The organism is Pseudomonas sp. LBUM1645 (assembly GCF_059716185.1).
In genome coordinates this window covers 361774-378385 of the sequence record NZ_CP166811.1, presented here as the reverse complement: position 1 = coordinate 378385, position 16612 = coordinate 361774, and the positions used below count along the sequence as shown (strand labels likewise).

Annotated in this window: 14 protein-coding genes; 2 read left to right on the top strand and 12 right to left on the bottom strand. The window is 59.5% G+C overall.

Annotation, left to right across the window (positions count from 1 at the left end):
• Positions 1 to 73 precede the first annotated feature (73 nt).
• The 9 genes from hutH (ACA079_RS01680) to hutC all read right to left on the bottom strand — a co-directional run bounded on the left by hutH (ACA079_RS01680) (position 74) and on the right by hutC (position 11209).
• Complete coding sequence (gene hutH, locus ACA079_RS01680; RefSeq protein WP_497702367.1) at positions 74 to 1606, bottom strand: histidine ammonia-lyase; 1533 nt, start codon at positions 1604 to 1606, stop codon at positions 74 to 76.
• Positions 1607 to 1720: 114 nt separating this feature from the next.
• Positions 1721 to 3244, bottom strand: coding sequence for a histidine ammonia-lyase (gene hutH, locus ACA079_RS01675; RefSeq protein ID WP_497702366.1), 1524 nt, complete (start codon positions 3242 to 3244; stop codon positions 1721 to 1723).
• 142 nt (positions 3245 to 3386) lie between these two features.
• A complete protein-coding gene (locus ACA079_RS01670) occupies positions 3387 to 4217 on the bottom strand; it encodes a quaternary amine ABC transporter ATP-binding protein (protein WP_008149478.1) in 831 nt (276 codons plus the stop codon).
• The gene (locus ACA079_RS01665; protein WP_111449402.1) at positions 4214 to 5065 is read right to left on the bottom strand and encodes an ABC transporter permease; all 852 of its coding nucleotides are present in this window, start codon (positions 5063 to 5065) and stop codon (positions 4214 to 4216) included. Before ACA079_RS01665 ends, ACA079_RS01670 begins: the two co-directional genes overlap by 4 nt.
• Positions 5066 to 5135: 70 nt before the next feature.
• On the bottom strand, positions 5136 to 6104 hold the full coding sequence (locus ACA079_RS01660; RefSeq protein WP_497270017.1) for an ABC transporter substrate-binding protein: 969 nt from the start codon (positions 6102 to 6104) through the stop codon (positions 5136 to 5138).
• 69 nt (positions 6105 to 6173) lie between these two features.
• On the bottom strand, positions 6174 to 7646 hold the full coding sequence (locus tag ACA079_RS01655) for a purine-cytosine permease family protein (protein ID WP_497702365.1): 1473 nt from the start codon (positions 7644 to 7646) through the stop codon (positions 6174 to 6176).
• 136 nt (positions 7647 to 7782) lie between these two features.
• Positions 7783 to 9471, bottom strand: a complete 1689-nt coding sequence (gene hutU / locus ACA079_RS01650; RefSeq protein ID WP_497702364.1) for a urocanate hydratase — start codon at positions 9469 to 9471, stop codon at positions 7783 to 7785.
• 461 nt (positions 9472 to 9932) lie between these two features.
• Positions 9933 to 10502 carry a HutD/Ves family protein gene (locus tag ACA079_RS01645; protein ID WP_497702363.1) on the bottom strand — a complete coding sequence of 190 codons (570 nt, stop codon included), beginning with the start codon at positions 10500 to 10502 and terminating at the stop codon, positions 9933 to 9935.
• Positions 10499 to 11209, bottom strand: coding sequence for a histidine utilization transcriptional repressor HutC (gene hutC / locus ACA079_RS01640; RefSeq protein WP_201192620.1), 711 nt, complete (start codon positions 11207 to 11209; stop codon positions 10499 to 10501). The genes ACA079_RS01645 and hutC overlap by 4 nt, the downstream gene beginning before the upstream one ends.
• A 146-nt stretch (positions 11210 to 11355) precedes the next feature.
• Between hutC and ACA079_RS01635 the strand changes: the two genes are divergently transcribed.
• Positions 11356 to 12720: a formimidoylglutamate deiminase gene (locus ACA079_RS01635; RefSeq protein ID WP_095127540.1), complete on the top strand. Its 1365-nt coding sequence runs from the start codon at positions 11356 to 11358 to the stop codon at positions 12718 to 12720.
• A gap of 119 nt (positions 12721 to 12839) precedes the next feature.
• Here the strand turns inward: ACA079_RS01635 and ACA079_RS01630 are convergent, their stop codons facing one another.
• Together ACA079_RS01630 and ACA079_RS01625 are read right to left on the bottom strand one after the other, a co-directional pair.
• Entirely contained in the window at positions 12840 to 13409 is a 570-nt protein-coding gene (locus ACA079_RS01630; protein ID WP_497702362.1) for a lipocalin family protein, read from the bottom strand.
• A gap of 31 nt (positions 13410 to 13440) precedes the next feature.
• Complete coding sequence (locus ACA079_RS01625; RefSeq protein ID WP_046052167.1) at positions 13441 to 13695, bottom strand: lipoprotein; 255 nt, start codon at positions 13693 to 13695, stop codon at positions 13441 to 13443.
• A gap of 284 nt (positions 13696 to 13979) precedes the next feature.
• On the opposite strand from ACA079_RS01625, the gene ACA079_RS01620 reads away from it, so the two are divergent.
• Positions 13980 to 15872, top strand: a complete 1893-nt coding sequence (locus ACA079_RS01620; RefSeq protein ID WP_497702361.1) for a methyl-accepting chemotaxis protein — start codon at positions 13980 to 13982, stop codon at positions 15870 to 15872.
• 135 nt (positions 15873 to 16007) lie between these two features.
• On the opposite strand, the gene ACA079_RS01615 is transcribed toward ACA079_RS01620, so the two are convergent.
• Complete coding sequence (locus tag ACA079_RS01615) at positions 16008 to 16610, bottom strand: DUF924 family protein (RefSeq protein WP_497702360.1); 603 nt, start codon at positions 16608 to 16610, stop codon at positions 16008 to 16010.
• Positions 16611 to 16612: the final 2 nt, after the last annotated feature.

Sequence of the window (16612 nt, the reverse complement as noted above, 5' to 3'; positions counted from 1 at the left end):
AATCGCGAGCAAGCTCGCTCCCACATTGGGTTGCGTAAACCCTGTGGGAGCGAGCCTGCTCGCGAAGAGGTCATCACAGGCTAGGCAGCAACTTCGCCGGTACCAGCGCGTTCAGGCAACGGCTCGCCAACAACTCGCTCGCCGCGTTGATGTCCGGCGCAAAGAAGCGATCCTTCTCATAGAAAGGCACTTGCGCACGCAGAATCCCGCGGGCCTCTTCCAGCTTCGAAGAAGTCTTCAGGCCATCACGCAGATCCAGACCTTGGACCGCAGCCAACCATTCCACCGCGAGAACACCGCGAGTGTTTTCGGCCATTTCCCACAGGCGCTTGCCGGCAGCTGGCGCCATGGAAACGTGGTCTTCCTGGTTCGCGGAAGTCGGCAGGCTGTCCACCGAGTGCGGATGGGACAACGCCTTGTTCTCGCTGGCCAGTGCCGCAGCGGTCACCTGGGCAATCATGAAGCCGGAGTTCACGCCGCCATTGGCCACCAGGAACGGCGGCAGTTGCGACATGTGCTTGTCCATCATCAGCGAGATACGACGTTCGCTCAGGGAACCGATTTCAGCGATGGCCAACGCCATGTTGTCGGCAGCCATGGCGACCGGTTCGGCGTGGAAGTTACCGCCGGAGATCACGTCGCCTTCAGCGGCGAATACCAGCGGGTTATCCGAAACGGCGTTGGCTTCGATCACAAGCACTTCGGCAGCCTGACGGAACTGGGTCAGGCAAGCGCCCATGACTTGCGGCTGGCAGCGCAGGGAGTACGGGTCCTGGACCTTTTCGCAGTTCTGGTGCGAGTCGGACACTTCACTGCGCTCGCCCAGCAGATCGCGGTAAGCGGCAGCGGCGTCGATCTGGCCTTTCTGGCCACGAGCGGCGTGGATGCGGGCATCAAACGGCGAGCGCGAGCCCAGCACGGCTTCAACGGTCAGTGCGCCCAGCGCCACAGCGCCAGCGAACAGGTCTTCGCCTTCGAACAGACCACGCAGCGCGTAAGCGGTGGAAACTTGAGTACCGTTGAGCAGAGCCAGACCTTCTTTCGCGGCCAGGGTCAGCGGGGTCAGACCGGCCACTTTCAGTGCTTCGGTTGCTTCCATCCATTCGCCTTTGTAGCGGGCCTTGCCTTCGCCCAGCAGCACCAGCGACATGTGGGCCAAAGGCGCCAGGTCACCGGAGGCACCGACCGAACCTTTCAATGGAATGTGCGGGTAAACCTCGGCGTTGATCAGGGCGATCAGCGCGTCGATGACCTTGCGACGAATGCCGGAGAAGCCACGGCTCAGGCTGTTGACCTTGAGCACCATGACCAAGCGAACCAGTGCGTCGCTGATCGGCTCGCCGACACCGGCGGCGTGGGACAGCACCAGCGAGCGCTGCAGGTTTTCCAGGTCTTCACTGGCGATACGGGTCGACGCCAGCAGGCCGAAACCGGTGTTGATGCCATAAGCGGTGCGGTTCTCGGCGAGGATCTGTTCCACGCAGGCAACGCTGGCTTCAATCTGGTTCGAGGCGCTTTCATCGAGGGTGATTTTGACCGGCTGCTGATAGACATCACGCAGTTGGGCAAGGCTCAGTTGGCCGGGAATAAGGTTTAACGCAGTCATTTCGTGCTCCTTTTGAGAGTTTGTCATTAACTCACCAGACGCTCCGGAGATGTCCGTTGTCCGTCGCGTCTCGCTTTTGGGGAGCCGCGCCTTGGCACGCTGGTGTGGTGGAAATCAGTTCAGGTTCGGTAACACTTTGTGCAGCAAAATCGGGTCTTTCAAAACGGCGGCGGCACTGGCGATGTCCGGTGCCAGCCAGCGGTCCTGGTCGTAGGCCGGAACTCGCTCGCGCAGCAGACGCCAGGCGGCATCGGTGCCGGCGCCGAAGCGTTGCTCTTTCAAGAATTCAAACGCCTGAGACGCCAACAGGTACTCGATGGCGAGGATCTGGGTGCAGTTTTCCAGGGCGCGATGCAGCTTCAGCGCAGCGTTGGTGCCCAGGCTCAGGTGATCTTCCTGCAAGCCCGAGGTGACGTAGTTGTCGAGTACCGCCGGTTGCGCCAACTGACGGTTTTCCGCACACAGCGAAGCGGCGACGTACTGGACGATCATCATCCCGGAGTTCACCCCTGGATTGGCCACCAGGAATGCCGGCAAACCGCTGACATGCGGGTTGATCAAGCGGTCGAGGCGACGTTCGGCGATGGAGCCGATTTCAGCCATGGCGATGGCCAGCAAATCCGCCGCCAATGCAACGGATTGACCGTGCGGGTTGGCCTGGGACACCACCCGGAAGTCATCCGGTGTGCCCAGCAGCATCGGGTTGTCGGTGACAGAGTTGAGTTCGGTTTCGATCTGCTTTTTCGCGTGCTCAAGCTGATCGCGAGCGGCGCCGTGAACCTGCGGAATCGAACGGATGCTCAATGCATCCTGAGTACGAATGCCCTTGCTGCTGGCAATCACTTCACTGCCATCGAGCAACGCACGCAGGTTGATGCCGACTTGCTGCATGCCTGGATGCGGTTTGAGCGCGATGATCTCGGCATCGAACGCAGCGATCTGACCGCGCTGGGCTTCGAAGCTCATGGCGCCGATCACGTCGGCCCATTGCAGCAGACGCGTGGCGTCGGCGAGTGCCAGGCAGCTGAGGCCGGACATGCACGGCGTGCCGTTCACCAGGCACAGGCCATCTTTGGCGCCCAGCTGGACCGGTTGCAGACCTTCTTCGGCTAGGGCCTGCTGTGCGGAAACAATCTGTCCGCGATAGCTGACATTGCCGACACCCAGCAGCGCGATGCTGATGTGGGCCATGTGGGTCAGGTAACCCACGGAACCCTGGGACGGCACTTGCGGGGTAATGCCGCGATTGAGCAGCGCCAGAAGACCTTCGACGACCCGGCGATGAATGCCGGATTTGCCATGGCTGTAGTTGCGAATGGCGGCGCAGATGATTGCGCGGGTCTGTTCGTCGGCCAGTGGCGCGCCAACGCCACAGGCGTGACTGAGCAGGGTGTTGCGCGACAGTTGACTGAGTTGCTCGTCTTTGAGCGAGACATTGCACAGCGCGCCGAGGCCGGTGTTGACGCCATAGGCGCGCTCGCCGCTGACGACGATGCGCTGGACGATCGCCTGGGCATTTTCGATCCGTGCCCAGGTCTGTGGCGACAGCTCAAGTTGTGCGCCATGGCGGGCGACGGCGACCACATCCTGCCAACGCAACGGGGCGTCGGCGATAACGATTTTTTCAGCCTGGGACATCATTAACCTCAACCGTACATCTGAATATTGATGCAGCTTTGCCGACGCTATCGCGAGCAAGCTTTGCTCCTACGGGGTTTCACCGCGGACCTGTAGGAGCAAGGCTTGCCCGCGATGAGGCCAGCACAAACACCGCAAACCTTTAAACCACTGCCGCCCGACGCTGTACGAACCGATCCACATACTCATCCGCCGGCGAATGCAGGATCTCTCTTGGCGTGCCGACCTGAATCAGGCGGCCATCCTTGAGAATCGCAATGCGGTTGCCGATGCGCACGGCCTCGTCGAGGTCGTGGGTGATGAAGACGATGGTCTTGTGCAGGGTCTTTTGCAGTTCCAGCAACTGGTCCTGCATCTCGGCGCGAATCAGCGGGTCGAGGGCACTGAAGGCTTCGTCCATCAGGATGATGTCGGTGTCTGCCGCCAAGGCGCGAGCCAGGCCAACACGCTGACGCATGCCGCCCGAGAGCTGATGCGGGTATTTGTTTTCGTAGCCCTTGAGGCCCACGGTGTTGATCCAGTGCAGCGCGCGCTCGGAGCACATTTGCTTGGTCTCGCCACGCACTTTCAGGCCGTAGGCGACGTTATCCACCACGGTCTTGTGCGGCAGCAGGCCGAAGCTCTGGAACACCATGCTGATCTTGTGCCGGCGAAATTCGCGCAGGGCTTCCATGTCGTATTGCAGGATGTCCACGCCGTCCACCAGGATCGCGCCGCTGGTCGGGTCGATCAGGCGATTGAAGTGGCGCACCAGCGTCGACTTGCCGGAACCCGACAGGCCCATGATCACGAAGATCTCGCCGGTGCCGATGCTCAGGGACAAGTCGTTCACGCCGACCACACAGCCGGTTTCGGACAGCACCTGATCTTTGGTTTTGCCCTGGCCAATCATGGCCAGCGCATCCTTGGAACGGTTGCCGAAAATCTTGAAGACGTTTTTGACTTCGATCTTGCTGATGGCTTCGTTGTTCATTTGCTCACCTCATGCCGTGCCCGACCATACGCCTGAGTAATACGGTCGATAACCACTGCCAGAATCACGATCGCCAGACCCGCCTCAAGACCACGTCCAACGTTGAGGGTCTGAATCCCCACCAACACGTCTTCACCCAGGCCACGGGCACCGATCATCGAGGCAATCACTACCATCGACAGGGCCATCATGGTGGTCTGGTTAATCCCGGCCATGATGCTCGGCAGGGCCAGCGGAAGTTGCACGCCAAACAGTTGCTGCCAGCGGTTGGCGCCGAAGGCGTTGATCGCTTCCATCACTTCGCCGTCGACCTGGCGAATACCCAGATCAGTCAGGCGGATCAGCGGTGGTGCGGCGTAGATCACGGTGGCGAAAATCGCCGGGACCTTGCCCAGGCCGAACAGCATCAGCACCGGGATCAGGTACACGAAACTCGGCATGGTCTGCATGATGTCCAGCAACGGCATCAAGATCGAACGCAGGCGATTGCTGCGTGCCGAAAGAATGCCCAGCGGAATGCCGATCATCACCGAAATGATGGTCGCCACCATCATCAGCGCCAGGGTCTGCATCAGCTTGTCCCAGAGGCCGACCGCACCCACCAGGAACAACAAGCCTACGATCACGGCGGTGGTCACGACTTTGCGGGTCGCGTGCCAGGCAACGCCCGCCACGATCGCCAGCATCAGCCACCAGGGCGCCGCACGCAGCAGCCCTTCAAGATTGACGATGGCCCACAACAGGGTGTCGGAGATGTGCCGGAACACGTCGCCGTAGTTGGTGACCAGTGAATCGACCCAACTGTTGACCCAGTCGGCGATGGAAAAGGTAAAGCTTTCGGGAAACATAAGAGACTCTCAATCAAGGGGTTGCGATCAAGCATCCGACTGCCGCTCAGGGCAGTCGAAGAGGCTCAACCTACAAGGCCGCGTCGATCTTTTTGGCTGCGTCTTCGCTCACCCATGCGTGCCAGACTTCAGGATGTTCCTTGAGGAAGATTTTCGCCAGTTTTGGTGACTCGATCCGCTCTTTGGCCATGCGCCCGAGGTTCTGGTTGAGCAGGTCGATTGGCAGGTTGACCTTTTCCAGCACAGCCACCAGTTCCGGGGCTTGTTCGTGGAAGACCTTGGACACGCCGACCTTAATGGTCACTTCCTTGTTCACGCCTGGTTTCTCTTCGAGTTTCACCAGGTCGACCTGGCCCATCAGCGGGGTTGGCGACCAGTAGTAGAACAGGATCGGCTCGCCACGCTTGTAGCTCGACAGTACCGCGGCATCCAGTGCCGGACCGGTGCCCGGACGGAAGTTGGTGTAGGTGCTTTCCAGGCCGTAGCTTTTCAGCATTTCGCTGTTATCCAGCTCGCAGGTCCAACCGGCCGGGCAGTTATAGAAACGGCCTTTGGATGGCTCTTCCTGATCCTTGAACACTGCAGCGTATTTACCCAGATCGGCGATCGCTTTCAGGTCCGGAGCTTTAGGCTCCAGCTTGCGCTTGGCGTCGCCTTCGATCACATAACGCGGCACGTACCAGCCTTCGACAGCACCCACGACCGGAGCGCCGATACCGACAACCTTGCCGGCCTTCTCAGCCTTGTTCCAGACTTCGCTACGGCCGACCCACTCTTCGGCGAAGATTTGAATATCGTTGCTGCTCAGGGCGTTTTCCATGGTGATGGAGTTGCCCGGCAGGCTGTCGGTCTTGCAGTCGTAGCCTTTCTCCAACACGACTTGCAGCACGTCGGTCAGCAGCATGGCGCTTTCCCAGTTCAGGCCGGCGAACTTCACCGGTTTGCCCGACTCGCACCAACCCGCCGCCTGAGTGGCGCCGGCACTGGCCAGCAGGCCCATGGAAAGCAATGTGGTCAGCAGGGTCTTGTTCGATTTCATTGTAGTGACGCTCCTAATCATGAGTTGGCTTACGGCAGTCAAGAGGCATCCAGCCCTGTCCACATCCAATCAGGCCTGCGCCGCAGCGCGACCAGCCCCACTTGTTTTTTGTTCTACAACGCTGTCCTGCTCAACTGGCAGAATCAGGTGATCGGGTACCGAGCCGTGCCATTTTTTTGCGCACACGTAATACAGGGCTGCGGGAAGCACCAGACCGATGATCCAGGAAATATCCACACCACCCAGGGCGTCTACCAGCGGACCGGTATAGAACTTGGTGGCGATGAACGGCAGCTGCACCAGTACACCGAAGACATAGACGCTGAGCCCGAGGGCGTTCCAACGACCGTAGCGACCGTTCGGATCGGCCAGCGCCGGCACGTCATAGCGTTCGCGGGTGATGCAGTAGTAGTCCACCAGGTTGATCGCGCTCCATGGCGTGAAGAACGCCAGCAGGAACAGGATGAAGGACTTGAACGCACCGAGGAACGAGTGCTGACCGAGCAACGCCATCAAGGTCGCAGCACCGACGATGACCAGCACGAAGACCAGACGCTGCAAGCGCGTGACCTTCAGCTCACCACGGAAACCGCTGATGATGGTCGCAATGCACATGAAGCTGCCGTAGGAGTTGAGCGTGGAAATGGTGACCTTGCCGAATGCAATGCTGAAGTACAGCAGCGCTGCGGTGGCACCGGTACCACCCAGGCCCACGATATAGGCGACTTCGTGGCCGGCGAATTGGCCGTTGGCCGAAGCGGCAGCGAACACGCCAAGGACCATCGCCACCTGGGCGCCAATGACCGAACCTGCGCCTGCAGCGAAGAAGGTTTTCACCGCTGAAACCTTGCTCGGCAGGTAGCGTGAATAATCAGCCACATAAGGGCCGAAGGCGATCTGCCAGGATGCCGCGAGCGACACCGCGAGCAGGAAGCTGCTCCAACTGAAGTGACGGATTTGCAGAAGTGCGCCAACGTCAACCTGACTGATCAGACGGCTGAACAGATAAACAAAGGCAATCACGCCAATGACACTGGCAACACGGCCTATCCAATGGATCACCCGATAACCGAGCACCGTGACCAGCACGATGACACTGGCGAAAACGAGGATACCGATGGTGTCACTGACCCCGAACAACTGACCCAGCGCCTGGCCGGACAGTACGGTGCCGGTGGCGGTGAAGCCGAGGTACATCAGGCACACCAGCACAATCGGGATAGCGGCGCCGTAAACGCCGAACTGCACCCGACTGGAAATCATCTGCGGCAGGCCAAGCTTGGGCCCTTGCGCGGCATGCAGCGCCATTACGCCACCACCGAGCAGTTGACCGATCAGCAATCCGATCAACGACCAGAACACATCACCGCCCAGCACCACGGCCAGGGCCCCGGTGACAATCGCGGTGATTTGCAGGTTGGCACCCATCCACAGGGTGAACTGGCTTAACAGACGACCGTGTCTTTCCGCTTCCGGGATGTAGTCGATCGAACGTTTCTCGATCAACGGTTTACTGCCTGCACGATCGCTGTTAACAGCCATGATTCAACCTCTGTGGATTGTTATTCGGTGTTGGTGTGACTCCCGTAGGAGCTGTCGAGTGAAACGAGGCTGCGATCTTTTCAAGATCAAAATCAAAAGATCGCAGCCTGCGGCAGCTCCTACAGGGTTTTGCGTTTTATTTGCCGGTAATCATCGGCAGGTTCAGGCCCTGTTCCTTGGCGCAGTCAATCGCGATCTGGTAACCCGCATCAGCGTGACGCATGACACCGGTCGCCGGGTCGTTGTGCAGGACGCGAGCGATACGCTCGGCCGCTTCGTCAGTACCGTCGCAGACAATCACCATGCCCGAGTGCTGGGAGAAGCCCATGCCGACGCCGCCGCCGTGGTGCAGGGAAACCCAGGTCGCGCCGCTCGCGGTGTTGAGCAGAGCGTTGAGCAGTGGCCAGTCGGACACGGCATCGGAACCGTCCTGCATGGATTCGGTTTCGCGGTTCGGGCTGGCTACCGAACCGGAGTCCAGGTGGTCGCGACCGATCACGATTGGCGCGGACAATTCACCGCTGCGAACCATTTCGTTGAACGCCAGACCGAGCTTGGCGCGCAGGCCCAGGCCAACCCAGCAGATACGTGCCGGCAGACCCTGGAAGCTGATGCGCTCGCGCGCCATGTCCAGCCAGTTGTGCAGGTGTGCGTCGTCCGGGATCAGCTCTTTTACTTTGGCGTCGGTTTTGTAGATGTCTTGCGGATCGCCCGACAGTGCAGCCCAACGGAATGGACCGATACCGCGGCAGAACAGCGGACGGATGTAAGCCGGTACGAAACCCGGGAAGTCGAATGCGTTCTCGACGCCTTCTTCTTGGGCCATCTGACGGATGTTGTTGCCGTAGTCGAAGGTTGGAATGCCCATTTTCTGGAAGTCCAACATCGCTTTAACGTGCACGGCCATCGATTGCTTGGCGGCTTTGACGACAGCGGCTGGCTCGGTCTTGGCGCGAGCGCGGTACTCTTCCCAGGTCCAGCCGGCTGGCAGGTAACCGTTGAGCGGGTCGTGGGCGCTGGTCTGGTCAGTGACCATGTCCGGGCGCACGCCGCGCTTGACCAGTTCCGGCAGGATTTCAGCCGCGTTGCCGAGCAGGGCAATGGAAATCGCTTTGCCTTCCTTGGTGTATTTGGCGATACGTGCCAGAGCGTCGTCGAGGTCGGTGGCTTGCTCATCGACGTAACGGCTGTTCAAACGGAAATCGATGCTGACTTGTTGGCATTCGATGTTCAGCGAGCAAGCGCCGGCCAGGGTCGCGGCCAGAGGTTGAGCGCCGCCCATGCCGCCGAGGCCTGCGGTCAGGACCCAACGACCTTTCAGGTCATCGTTGTAGTGTTGGCGACCGGCTTCGACGAAGGTTTCGTAGGTGCCTTGAACGATGCCCTGGCTGCCGATGTAGATCCAGCTGCCGGCGGTCATCTGGCCGTACATGGCCAGGCCTTTGGCGTCGAGTTCGTTGAAGTGTTCCCAGCTCGCCCAGTGTGGCACCAGGTTGGAGTTGGCGATCAGTACGCGCGGGGCATTGCTGTGGGTCTTGAACACGCCGACCGGCTTGCCGGATTGCACCAGCAGGGTCTCGTCGTCATTCAGGTTGGTCAGGCTTTCGACGATCTTGTCGTAGCATTCCCAGTTACGCGCCGCACGACCGATACCACCGTAAACCACCAGTTCTTTAGGGTTCTCGGCGACTTCCGGGTCGAGGTTGTTCATCAACATGCGCAGCGGCGCTTCAGTCAGCCAGCTCTTGGCGGTCAGCTTGTTACCACGAGCGGCACGAATTTCAACGTCACGAAACTTAGTAGGTTTCTGGGTATTGTCAGTCACGAAAAAGACTCCTCAGCGATCAATCCAAACCAACCCTGGCGGTGGGTAAGCCAGCCTGTGCGCGTCAAAGCGACACAAGCGAATCAGTGGACGTTGCGAGGAGTCTCGATCGACTCATACGCATACGTCTTTACTTGTACATACAAGCATATGCAATCAAGCGGCCAACTTGCTGGATGAGTGCTCAAGAAAAGTTTTGAAAGGGCTGGAAAGCGCCTGGATCAAGGGTTCTGGCAAAGATGAAATTTTTCGGGGGGATTTTGCGAGGGGTGTGACCGCTGTTACTTGGGCGTGGTTTTGCGCCACGCTGGGGCGTTCGGTAACAAAGTGGTGCGCATTGGGAAACGCTGGAAAGCAAAAGATCGCAGCCTCGCTTCACTCGACAGCTCCTACAGGATGAACGCCATTCTCTGTAGGAGCTGTCGAGTGAAACGAGGCTGCGATCTTTTAGGGATTTTGAATCAGCGTGCGATCAGTTCGATCACACAGCACGGGCCGTTGCTGGAGACTTCCAGCAGGCCGGCGTTACCGTCGAGTTGCAGGCAATCATGGCGACCGAGCTGTGAGGCACTGTTACCGACCTTCACTTCAAGCTCGTCGGTGACACTAAATACCAGCACCGTGCCTGCCGAGCTGAAAAACCGCTGCTCGCCGTCCAGCCACTGCAATCGCGCGCTATAACGCTGCGGTGCATAAATCAGGTTGAAGTCGCGAATCGGCCCGCCGAGCAATGCGCAGGAAACCTGGCTCTCGCCGCTGAAAGCAAATGGGTCCAGCGGTAACAATGGCCGAGTGTCCTGACCATCAACCCGCAAGGTCATGCCGTCGCCTTGCAGCACCGTGATCACCCGCTCATAGCCGGCGAATGTCGAGAAACCGCCCGACTCGCCGATGTCGGCAATCGACAGGCGCCAGCCGAAACCCTCAAGGCCGGCACCTCCATCACGGGTGATTTCTTCAGTGCTGCCGCCGCCGTTTTTCCATGGCATGCGTGGGTAATCAACTGCGCGTAAAACCTTCAACTCACTCATTTATGAAAGCGTCCTTCCAGACGATGACGGGAACCGGGGTGGATCAAACGGGCGGCGGTCACTGGCTGACGGCCGGACCAGGTGCGGCGACGAATCAGCAGGCACGGCTCGCCCTTTTCAATCTGCAGCAACTTGCACTCGCTGGCCTCGGCCAGAATCGCCTCGACCACGTGCTCGCCTTCGGTCAACGGAGCGACCTGGTTCAGGTAGGCGTAAGGCGTTTGCAGGGTGAAATCCTGCTTGAGGTATTCCGGTGCCACCAGCGCATTGACGAAACGGTCTTCGATTTGCACCGGAATATCGTTTTCGAAATGCACGATCAGCGAGTGAAAGACTTTCTGGCCTTCACGCATGTCCAGCGCCAGTGCCCGCTCGGAACCAGCCGCCTCTTCCTCGAGGGTGATGACCTTGCAGGTATGGCGATGGCCACGGGAGGCGATTTCGTCGGCGATGTTGTGGACTTCAAACAGCGCGGACTGACTTTTCGGCTCGGCGACGAACGTGCCGACACCCTGCATACGCACCAGCAGACCGTCGGCGGTCATTTCGCGCAAGGCGCGGTTGATGGTCATGCGGCTGAAACCCAACTGGTTAACCAGCTCGCTTTCCGACGGAACGCGGTAGTGCGGCGGCCAGTTTCCACTGTCGATTTGCTGGGTGATCATCTGTTTGACACGGGCGTACAAGGGCGCCGGACTGTCGCCCATGTTCGCGGCCAACGGTGACACTTGGGGCGGAGTCGGCACGGTTAATCCTTGATCATCAGTTAGAGATTGCTAGCTTGCCGGAGTTTACCGAGCAGGCAAACGTCTGTATATGTATATACAAATAACACACGATGGGGTGCTGAACCATGTCCGCCTTCTTTGCCGAACGCGCGCTGCTGCCTAGTGGATGGGCCAACAATGTACGTCTTGAGGTCAGCGCCGATGGCGTGTTGACCCATATCCAGGCCGATTCCAACGCAGATGGCGCCGAACGGCTTAGCGGTCCGCTGCTGCCGGGAATGCCGAATCTACACTCCCACGCCTTCCAGCGGGCCATGGCCGGGCTGGCGGAAGTGGCGGGTAATCCGAATGACAGTTTCTGGACCTGGCGTGATTTGATGTATCGCCTCGTCGGAAAAATCAGCCCGGACCAACTCGGCGTCATCGCCCGTCAGCTGTACATCGAAATGCTCAAGGCCGGTTACACCTCGGTCGCGGAATTTCACTATGTACACCACGACACCAACGGCCAGCCTTACGCGGACCCGGCCGAACTGGCGCTGCGCATCAGCCAGGCCGCCAGTTCCGCCGGGATCGGCCTGACCCTGCTGCCAGTGCTCTACAGCCATTCCGGTTTCGGTGGCCAGGCCCCGAACGAAGGCCAGCGCCGCTTTATCAACAGCACCGAAAACTACCTCAAGCTTCAGTCGCGCTTGCAGCCGATCCTGGCGCAGCAACCGGCGCAGTCGTTGGGTTTGTGTTTCCACTCGTTGCGCGCGGTAACACCGCAGCAGATCAGCGAAGTGCTGGCCGCCAGCGACAAGCAGTGCCCGGTGCACATTCACATCGCCGAACAGCAGAAGGAAGTCGACGACTGCCTGAGCTGGAGCGGTCGTCGCCCGCTGCAATGGCTGTACGAGAACACCGAAGTCGATCAGCGCTGGTGCCTGGTTCACGCAACCCACGCCAACCCGGAAGAAGTCACGTTGATGGCCAAGAGTCGCGCCATCGCCGGCTTGTGCCTGACCACCGAAGCCAACCTCGGCGACGGGATTTTCCCGGCGGTGGATTTCCTCGCTCAGGGCGGGCGCATGGGCATCGGTTCCGACAGCCATGTGTCATTGAGCGTGGTGGAAGAATTGCGTTGGCTGGAATACGGCCAGCGTCTGCGCGACCAACGCCGTAATCGTTTGTATGGCGCGGATCAGCCGATGGTTGGCCGCACGCTGTACGACGCGGCGCTGGATGGCGGGGCTCAGGCGCTGGGTCAGCCGATCGGTGCGCTGGAAGTTGGCAAGCGTGCGGATTGGCTGGTACTGGATGGCAACGATCCGTACCTGGCAACGGCCAGTGGCGACGGGATTCTCAATCGTTGGTTGTTTGCCGGTGGCGATCGCCAGGTGCGGGATGTGCTGGTCAATGGCCAGTGGGTTGTACGCGACGGGCGTCATGCTGGGGAAGAAGAAAGCAACCGCGCGTTCACCCAAGTCCTGCGCGATCTGTTGGGCTAACGCAAAAAACTGTGGGAGCGAGCTTGCTCGCGATGGGGCCGTCAGATTCAACATCAATGTTGACTGACAGTCCGCTATCGCGAGCAAGCTCGCTCCCACATTTGGTTTCTGGTAACCCGCTAGTTAGAGGTCTTGGCCATCTGCGTATCTGTCGCGCGCCAGATCAGCCGCGTAGTGTCGTAACCCTGCTGACGTGCCTTGCTCAGCAGTTCCTCACGCACTACACCATTGACCGTCGGGGTCCGTGACAGCAGCCACAGATACTTGCGGCTCGGATCGCCAACAATGGCGGTCTTGTAGTCATCGCTGACATACAACACCCAGTACTCGCCCTTCGCCACACCCGGAATCAGCCGTGAAAACCAGGTATCGAACTCGACCCATAGCTTGTCGGTTTTGCCCGGTTCCTGTGGCCAGGCCACGCCTTTGGCCTCTTCCCATTGCCAGTCTGCCGTCAGGCAGCGATTCAGCACCAACACTTTGCCGTCAGGCTTGAGCGTGTAATGGGCTTCGGATTGCGCGCAGTTGCGCTGGAAATACATCGGCAGACGGGCCAATTCGTACCAGGTCCCTTGGTACTTCTTGAGATTGACGCTATTGGCGGTTTTCGGTGCCAACGGATCTACGCCAGAAGTGGCGCAGCCGGCCAATACCAGGCCGGCTAAAAGGACTATCAGTAACCGCTTCATTGTTTTTCTCCCGTGGGCGTATAACCCCGGATTACTTCAGGCCTTGGCCGGAAAACATCAGCACTTTGTCACCGGCGTACTGCACGCTGATAAAGCTGTTCTTGTCGCCCCAGGTACAGCTGGACATGCCGAGCGCGCCCGAGCAATCGGCGGGTTTGCCCAGCAAGGTTTCTACCTCGGCCTTGGGCATGCCTGACGACAGCTTCGAGTAGTTTTCCTGATTAACCTTGCTGCACGCGGCCAACAACACGCAGAACGAAAGCAGGGCAATAGAACGCAGCGACATGGTGTAGCTCCTGGGGCGAAGGGGAATGGCATGACTGCCAAGCAGAAGCTTAGAAGAGAAAACCCCTGTCTGGTTCCCTGGCCGGCCGGCTATTTATCAGGCCGCTCGTCCGCCTTTTTCCGAAAAATCAGCAACTTTCTTTCGCTATTGAGTATTTCGTCGGTTTTCGCAAAAAGCCGCCTAATCTTTGGCGCCGGTCTGTCGACATAAAAGCAGCGCAAAGCCCACGACTGTGGCAAATTGACGCCCCTTTGTTGACCAGCCTCTTCGCGGTAGCTCATTTAATGACCAGAAACATGAAGTTCAGCCACAAGATCTTGTTGGCTGCCGCCCTCGTGGTGGCCGTTGCATTCGCTTGTTTCATCCTCTTCAACGACTACCGCCAGCGGCAAACCCTGCGCAGCAGTACCGAATCCTCGATGCAGGAACTCGGCAGCCTGACCACCAGCAACATCCAGACCTGGCTGGAAAGCCGCATGCAGTTGCTGCAATCGCTGTCCCAGCAGATCGCCGTGGACGGCAGCGCCCAAGCCAACCTCAAGCGCGCCATCGACCTGCCCGCCTACACCAGTAATTTTCAGCTGAGCTACTTCGGTGGCACCGACGGCGTGATGTTCTCGGTCCCGGCCGGCAATCGTACGGCGGACTACGACCCCCGCGCCCGAGGCTGGTACAAGGCGGCCAACGGTGCGCAACAGACCATCGTCACCGAACCTTACATCGCCGCGTCGTCGGGCAAACTGGTGATCACCGTTGCCACCCCGGTGAAACATCAGAACCAAATGATCGGCGTCGCTGGCGCGGACATTGACCTGTCCAGCGTCAGCGCGATCATCAACTCGCTGAACTTCGGCGGCCACGGCCATGCATTCATCGTCAGCGCCGACGGCAAGATCCTGATCCACCCGGACAGCAAACTGGTGCTCAAGAGCCTGACCGACGCCTACCCGAACGGCGCGCCGAAAGTCAGCCCGGGCATGAAAGAAGTCGAGATCGACGGCAAGACCCAATTCATCTCCTTTACCCACGTCAACGGTGTGCCCTCGGCAGACTGGTACGTGGCGCTGGTGCTGGATCAGGACACCGCGTTCTCGATGCTCAGCGAATTTCGCACCTCGGCGATCATCGCCATGGTCATTGCCGTGGTGATCATCATCGCGCTGTTGGGCATGCTGATCAGTTTCTTGATGCAGCCGCTGTTGACCATGGGCCGCGCCATGCATGATATCGCCGAAGGCGAAGGTGACCTGACCAAACGCCTGACCATTCACGGCCACGACGAATTCGGTGCGCTGGGCACCTCGTTCAACCGTTTTGTGGAGCGTATTCACACGTCGATTCGCGAAGTGTCCTCAGCCACCGGCCAGGTCAACGAAGTCGCCTTGCGTGTGGTTGCCGCGTCGAACTCGTCGATGTTCAACTCCGACCAGCAAGCCTCGCGCACCAGCAGCGTCGCCGCCGCCATCAACGAGCTGGGCGCCGCCGCCCAGGAAATCGCCCAGAACGCCGCCCTCGCCTCTCAGCATTCGAGCGATGCTCGCGCATTGGCCGAAGACGGTCAGCAAGTCGTGGATAAAACCATCGCGGCGATGCAGCAGCTCTCGGCGAAGATCAGCGATTCGTGCGGCAATATCGAAACGCTCAACAGCAACACGGTCAACATCGGGCAGATTCTGGAAGTGATCACCAGCATCTCCCAGCAGACCAACCTGCTGGCACTCAACGCCGCCATCGAAGCGGCCCGTGCCGGTGAAGCCGGTCGTGGTTTTGCCGTGGTAGCGGACGAAGTGCGTAACCTCGCGCACCGTACTCAGGATTCGGCACAGCAAGTGCAGAAGATGATCGAGGAACTGCAAGTCGGCGCCCGGGAAGCCGTGATCACCATGACCGACAGCCAGCGCCAAAGCGAAAGCAGCGTCGGCATCGCCAATCAGGCAGGCGAACGTCTGGGCAGCGTGACTCAGCGTATTGGTGAGATCGACGGGATGAACCAGTCGGTGGCCACTGCGACGGAAGAGCAAACGGCGGTGGTGGAGTCGATCAACGTCGACATCACCGAGATCAACACGCTGAATCAGGAAGGGGTGGAGAACTTGCAGTCGACGTTGCGTGCGTGTTCAGACCTAGAGCAGCAGGCGGCGCGGTTGAAGCAGTTGGTGGGCAGTTTCAGAATCTAAAGCGCCCTTTAGGGCCCCATCGCGAGCAAGCTCGCTCCCACAGTGGATCTTCACTGGACACAAATTTTGTGTACGGCATAGAACCCATGTGGGAGCGAGCTTGCTCGCGATGACGGCATTAGCCGCAAAGAAAATCTAAAAGCGAGATCCGGGCTTCGAAAGAAACGCCATCTCCTCAGCCGTAGACTCCCTTCCCAACACCGCATTGCGATGCGGAAACCGTCCAAACCGCGCAATTACTTTCTGATGCCGCTCGGCATAATCCAGGTTATCGGCAAACACCGCCCGATCACCCTCAGGCTGCTGCGCCACCAGATCGATAAACCGCGAAACCGCTTCGTTCTGCACCGCCAGATTCTCGCAATGCTCAAACACCAGGTAAATGAACACCCGCTGGATCGGCCGCAACTGCCGATCGAAATCCGCAGCAATGCCCTGCGCCACCAGTGCCTGAGCCCTGTGATCGCCTGAAAAGGATTTGGGAGTATCGCGAAAGATCATTCGCGGGAGTTGATCGAGTAACAGCACCAGAGCCAGCCAACCTTCGGGGCGTTGCGCCCACTCGGTCAATCCGCCGGCCAGTGCCTGCTCGACCCAGTCCCCGAAACGCGTGCGCGCTTCGAGGTCCTGGCTGTCGCGTTTGCCGAACCATAACTTGCCCTTGTCAGCCGCTATTTCGTTGGGGGATTCGAGGGTTCCGAACCACCATTCGAGCAACGGCTGCCAGGGCGCGGTCATGG